Source organism: Pseudomonas sp. 18.1.10, assembly GCF_024655625.1.
Classification (GTDB): domain Bacteria; phylum Pseudomonadota; class Gammaproteobacteria; order Pseudomonadales; family Pseudomonadaceae; genus Aquipseudomonas.
On the sequence record NZ_JANLGL010000191.1, the window covers coordinates 5550 to 10357 of the forward strand.

General features: G+C 63.0%; 3 protein-coding genes. 2 read left to right on the plus strand and 1 reads right to left on the minus strand.

Annotated elements, in window-relative coordinates; genetic code table 11:
* Positions 1 to 53 precede the first annotated feature (53 nt).
* A complete protein-coding gene (locus tag NUV89_RS23670; RefSeq protein WP_257783230.1) occupies positions 54 to 2093 on the minus strand; it encodes an NADPH-dependent 2,4-dienoyl-CoA reductase in 2040 nt (679 codons plus the stop codon).
* 212 nt (positions 2094 to 2305) lie between these two features.
* Between NUV89_RS23670 and NUV89_RS23675 the strand changes: the two genes are divergently transcribed.
* Both NUV89_RS23675 and NUV89_RS23680 read left to right on the plus strand, forming a co-directional pair.
* Positions 2306 to 3436 carry a carbon-nitrogen hydrolase family protein gene (locus tag NUV89_RS23675; protein WP_257783231.1) on the plus strand — a complete coding sequence of 377 codons (1131 nt, stop codon included), beginning with the start codon at positions 2306 to 2308 and terminating at the stop codon, positions 3434 to 3436.
* Entirely contained in the window at positions 3433 to 4467 is a 1035-nt protein-coding gene (locus tag NUV89_RS23680; RefSeq protein ID WP_257783232.1) for an AraC family transcriptional regulator, read from the plus strand. Before NUV89_RS23675 ends, NUV89_RS23680 begins: the two co-directional genes overlap by 4 nt.
* The last annotated feature ends 341 nt before the right edge of the window (positions 4468 to 4808 follow it).

Sequence of the window (4808 nt, forward strand, 5' to 3'; positions counted from 1 at the left end):
CCCTCGCCACAAAAGCGCCCTCGCCACAGGGTGTGTTGCTGCGCCTGGCGGCCTTACAGCTCGGCGGCCAGTCGCGAACCCTGGTTGATGGCGCGCTTGGCATCCAGCTCAGCCGCCACGTCGGCGCCGCCGATCAGGTGCACGTTCTGGCCGGCGGCGACCAAGCCGTCCTGCAACTCGCGCAGCGGGTCCTGGCCGGCGCAGATGACGATGTTGTCCACCGCCAGCACCTGGGGCTCACCCTCGGCACCGATGCGGATATGCAGGCCTTTGTCGTCGATTTTCAGGTACTCGACGCTGTTGAGCATCTGCACCTGTTTGTTCTTCAAGCCGGTGCGATGAATCCAGCCGGTGGTCTTGCCCAAGCCGTCGCCGACCTTGGAGGCCTTGCGTTGCAGCAAGAACACTTCACGCGCCGGCGCATGCACCTGCGGCTTGATCCCGGCCACACCGCCACGGGCTTGCAATTGGGTGTCGATACCCCATTCCTTCCAGAACGCTTCGCGGTCGAGGCTGGTGGACACGCCTTGATGGACGAGGAACTCCGACACGTCGAAACCGATACCACCGGCACCGATCACCGCCACGCGTTTGCCCACGGGTTTGCGCTCCAGGATCACGTCCAGGTAGCTCAGCACCTTGGCGTTCTCGACGCCCGGGATCGCCGGGGTGCGCGGCGCAATGCCGGTGGCGAGGATGATCTCGTCGTAACCGCCCGCCTTGAGTTGCTCGACATCCACGCGGGTGTTGAGGCACAGCTCGACATGGGTAGTCTGCAATTTGCGCTTGAAGTAGCGCAGGGTTTCGAAAAACTCTTCCTTGCCCGGCACGCGCTTGGCGATGTTGAACTGGCCGCCGATTTCGCTGGCGGAGTCGAACAGCGTCACTTGATGGCCACGTTCGGCAGCCACCGTCGCAGCGGCCAAGCCGGCGGGGCCGGCGCCGACCACGGCGATTTTCTTGATCTGCTTGACCGGCAGGTAATTAAGTTCCGTCTCGTAGCACGCCCGTGGGTTGACCAGGCAGGTGGTCAGCTTGCCGCCAAAGGTGTGGTCCAGGCAGGCCTGGTTGCAGCCGATGCAGGTGTTGATCTCATCGGCGCGCCCGGCTGCGGCCTTGTTGACGAACTCCGGGTCGGCGAGGAACGGCCGCGCCATGGAGACCATATCGGCATCGCCTTCGGCGAGGATCTGCTCGGCGATTTCCGGGGTGTTGATGCGGTTGGTGGTGATTAGCGGGATCTGCACCGCACCGCGCAACTTGGCCGTGACCTTGCTGAACGCGCCACGCGGCACCTTGGTGGCGATGGTCGGGATACGCGCTTCGTGCCAGCCAATGCCGGTGTTGATAATCGTCGCACCGGCCTGCTCGATGGCCTTGGCCAACTGCACGATTTCTTCCCAGGTGCTGCCACCTTCCACCAGGTCGAGCATCGACAGGCGGAAAATAATGATGAAATTCGGGCCGACGGCCTCACGCACACGGCGCACGATTTCCACGGCGAGGCGCATGCGGTTCTCGTAGCTGCCGCCCCAGCGGTCGGTACGGTGGTTGGTGTGGGCGGCGAGGAACTGGTTGATGAAGTAGCCTTCGGAGCCCATGATTTCCACGCCGTCGTACTCGGCGACCTGGGCCAGCAGCGAGCAGGTGACGAAATCCTGGATCTGCTTCTCGATGCCCTCCTCGTCCAGCTCCTTGGGCTTGAACGGGTTGATCGGTGCCTGGATCGCACTCGGCGCCACCTGCTTGGGGCTGTAGGCATACCGGCCGGCGTGGAGGATCTGCATGCAGATCTTGCCGCCCGCGTCGTGCACAGCCTGGGTCACGATCTTGTGTTTTTGCGCTTCGTCGTCGGTGGTCAGCTTGGCCGCGCCGGCGTAAACGCCGCCTTCATCGTTGGGGCCAATGCCACCGGTAACCATCAGGCCCACGCCGCCACGGGCGCGCTCGGCAAAGTAGGCCGCCATGCGCTCGAAACCGCCGGGTTTTTCTTCCAGGCCGGTGTGCATCGAGCCCATCAGGGTGCGGTTGCGCAAGGTGGTAAAACCCAGGTCCAACGGGGCCAGCAGGTGCGGGTAGGCAGCAGCGGTCATGGTACAGCTCCACAACGGATCATCACGGGACGTGGCGCACTCGAACGGTGTGCCATCGGTTTATGTCCCACAGACTATGATTCGCCGGACTACGCCTCAATGACCGAAACTGACAAGTTATTGATCCAAATGCGCAGCGCCCCTTGGCAAGCCGTGCCATGGGCCCTAACCTAGTCGGCGAACCCTGCACACGGTCTGTTGTCTGTTGCCCCATGCGTAAACTTCTAGCGTTCACCGTCACCCTGGCCCTGGTTGCCGCCGTCGCCGCGTATCTGGTCTGGACCCAGGAGCGCCCCGTGGCGCATTACCTGTCAGACCTGCGCATCACTTTGGCCGTCAACGAAGGCGAGCCTGCCGAGCGTGGCAACTTGCTGGGCATCCAGCCGGAGCTGTTCCCCGCCGACTATCAAAGCCTGGAACGCCTGCACCTGAAACTCGCGGCGTACCTGCAAAACGCCCGGGAACAGGGGCTTATCAACCAGAAAACCATCGTCGTGCTGCCGGAACATATCGGCACCTGGCTGATGCTCACCGGCGAAAAAAACGAGGTGTACCAGGCCCTGCACGCCAAGGACGCGATGAACTGGCTGTCGGTCAGCAACCCGTTGCTGTTTGCCCGTGCGTGGCTCAGCGCGACCGGCGACAACCGCACCGACGACGCGTACCTGCGTATGAAAGCCACCGGCATGGCGCGTGACTATCAGCTGCTGTTCGGCGGCCTGGCCAAGGAATTCGGCGTGACCCTGGTGGCCGGTTCCATCGCCCTGCCCAACCCCAGCGTCAGCCAGGGGCAATTGCAGGTCGGCCATGGCGCGCTGTACAACGCCAGCCTGGTGTTCAACGCCGACGGTGCACTGCTGGGCCAGCCGCAGCGCCAGCTCTACCCGATCTACGATGAGCGTGGCTTTATCACGCCCGGCGATGAGAATGTCGTCAGCGTGGTCGACACCCCGGCCGGGCGCCTCGGTGTGCTGGTGGGCAGTGACAGCTGGTATCCAGACAACTACCGCAAACTCAACGAGCAAGGCGCGCAACTGATCGCCGTGCCGGCCTTTGTGCTCGGTCGCGATACCTGGGACCGGCCGTGGCGCGGCTTCAAAAGCGTGTCCACGCCGCCAGAGATCAGCCTCAAGCCCGAAGAGCTCAGTGAAGGCGAGGCCTGGCGCCGCCTCACGCTGATTAGCCAGCAGCCCATCAGCCAGGCCACCGCCGGCATGAGCGTATTCCTGCGCGGCCAGTTCTGGGACCTGGGCACCGCCGGCCACAGTTTTCTCAGCAACAACGGGCAGATCAGCGCCGACGGTGAAGCCCGTGGCGCACGTATGTTGAATATCTGGTTGTGAAGCCGGTACGCCTGGGGGATCTGTCGGTGGGCTTTGTGCACACCTTGGCGGATGCCATTCAGAGCCACGGCATCGACCCACAACCGCTGTTGCTGCAATACGGCCTGGACCCGGCGCGCCTCGCCGAAGCCGGTGCGCGCTTATCCATCCCGCGTTATATGCGCCTGGGCCATGCGGCCATCCAGCTCACCGGTGAGCCGGGCCTGGGCCTGCGCATGGGCCAACTGAGCCGCTTGAGCCAGGCCGGGCTCGCCGGCGTCACCGCCGCCCAGGCGCCCAACGTACGGGAAGCCGCACGCACGCTGACGCGCTTCGAAGCGCTGTACGGCTCCAACTATCGAGGGCAGTCGAGTTTTCATGAGGATGCCGCGGGCGCCTGGCTGCGGTTCTATTCCATCAGCCCCTACAACGCCTACAACCGCTTTGTGGTGGACTCGATCATCGCCGGCTGGCTGCACCAATTGTCCGGCCTGGCCCAGCATCCCGTGCAGGCGCAACGTATCGAAATCGAGTTTGCCGCGCCGGACTACGCCGACGCCTACAGCATGTTGGGCGATGGTCCGATCCAGTTTGGTGCCGAATCCAACCAGCTGCGCCTGAACCAACAGACCCTGGCCCTGCGCAATCCACAGCATTGCCCCAGCACCTGGCACTTGTTGTTGCAACTGTGTGAACGGGAATTGGAGCAGTTGACCCGCACCCGCAGCCTGCGCGAGCGCATTACCCGGCTGCTCGGGCCGATGCTCAATGGCGGCCGGGAACCCGACCTGGAAGAAGTGGCGGCACGCTTGAAGCTGCCGACCTGGACGCTGCGCCGCAAGCTGGCCGAAGAAGGCACTCAGTTCCGCGCGATTCTCAACGACACCCGCCGCGACCTGGCCATGACCTACATTCGCGACACGGAGTTGGCGTTCGGCGAAATCGCCTACTTGCTCGGCTTTGCCTCGGCCCAGGCGTTTCAACGGGCGTTCAGGCGGTGGAACAACCAGACCCCAGGGGAATTTCGCCGCAGTCAGCGGCATTCCGCCTGAAGTCGGGGTTACAGCTCGGTGGCGTCGTCTGCGGGTTCCAGCGGGTCCAACTCGATCGCACTGAACTCAAGCAGTTCTTCCTGGTAGTCGTCCATGGTGGGCTCCTTGTTTAATTAAAAGCGGTTGCAGGTAAATGACCTGCATCACCAGCCTAAAGTGCCGTTGTGACGAAAAAAAGTCGGCGTCATGACGTTCCTGCACTTCAGGATTAAACGTAGCAGCGGTGAGTGGATTTAGCACTGGTGATTTTTGTTGAGGGCGGGCACTGAAACACAGTCAAAAAATGTGGGAGCGGGCTTGCTCGCGAATGCGGTGGATCAGCCAATGAATCTGTTGACTGA

Bases quoted from the DNA above. Each gene is read 5' to 3' on its own strand.
- NUV89_RS23670 (WP_257783230.1), bottom strand. From the start codon at position 2,093: ATGACCGCTGCTGCCTACCCGCACCTGCTGGCCCCGTTGGACCTGGGT.
- NUV89_RS23675 (WP_257783231.1), top strand. From the start codon at position 2,306: ATGCGTAAACTTCTAGCGTTCACCGTCACCCTGGCCCTGGTTGCCGCC.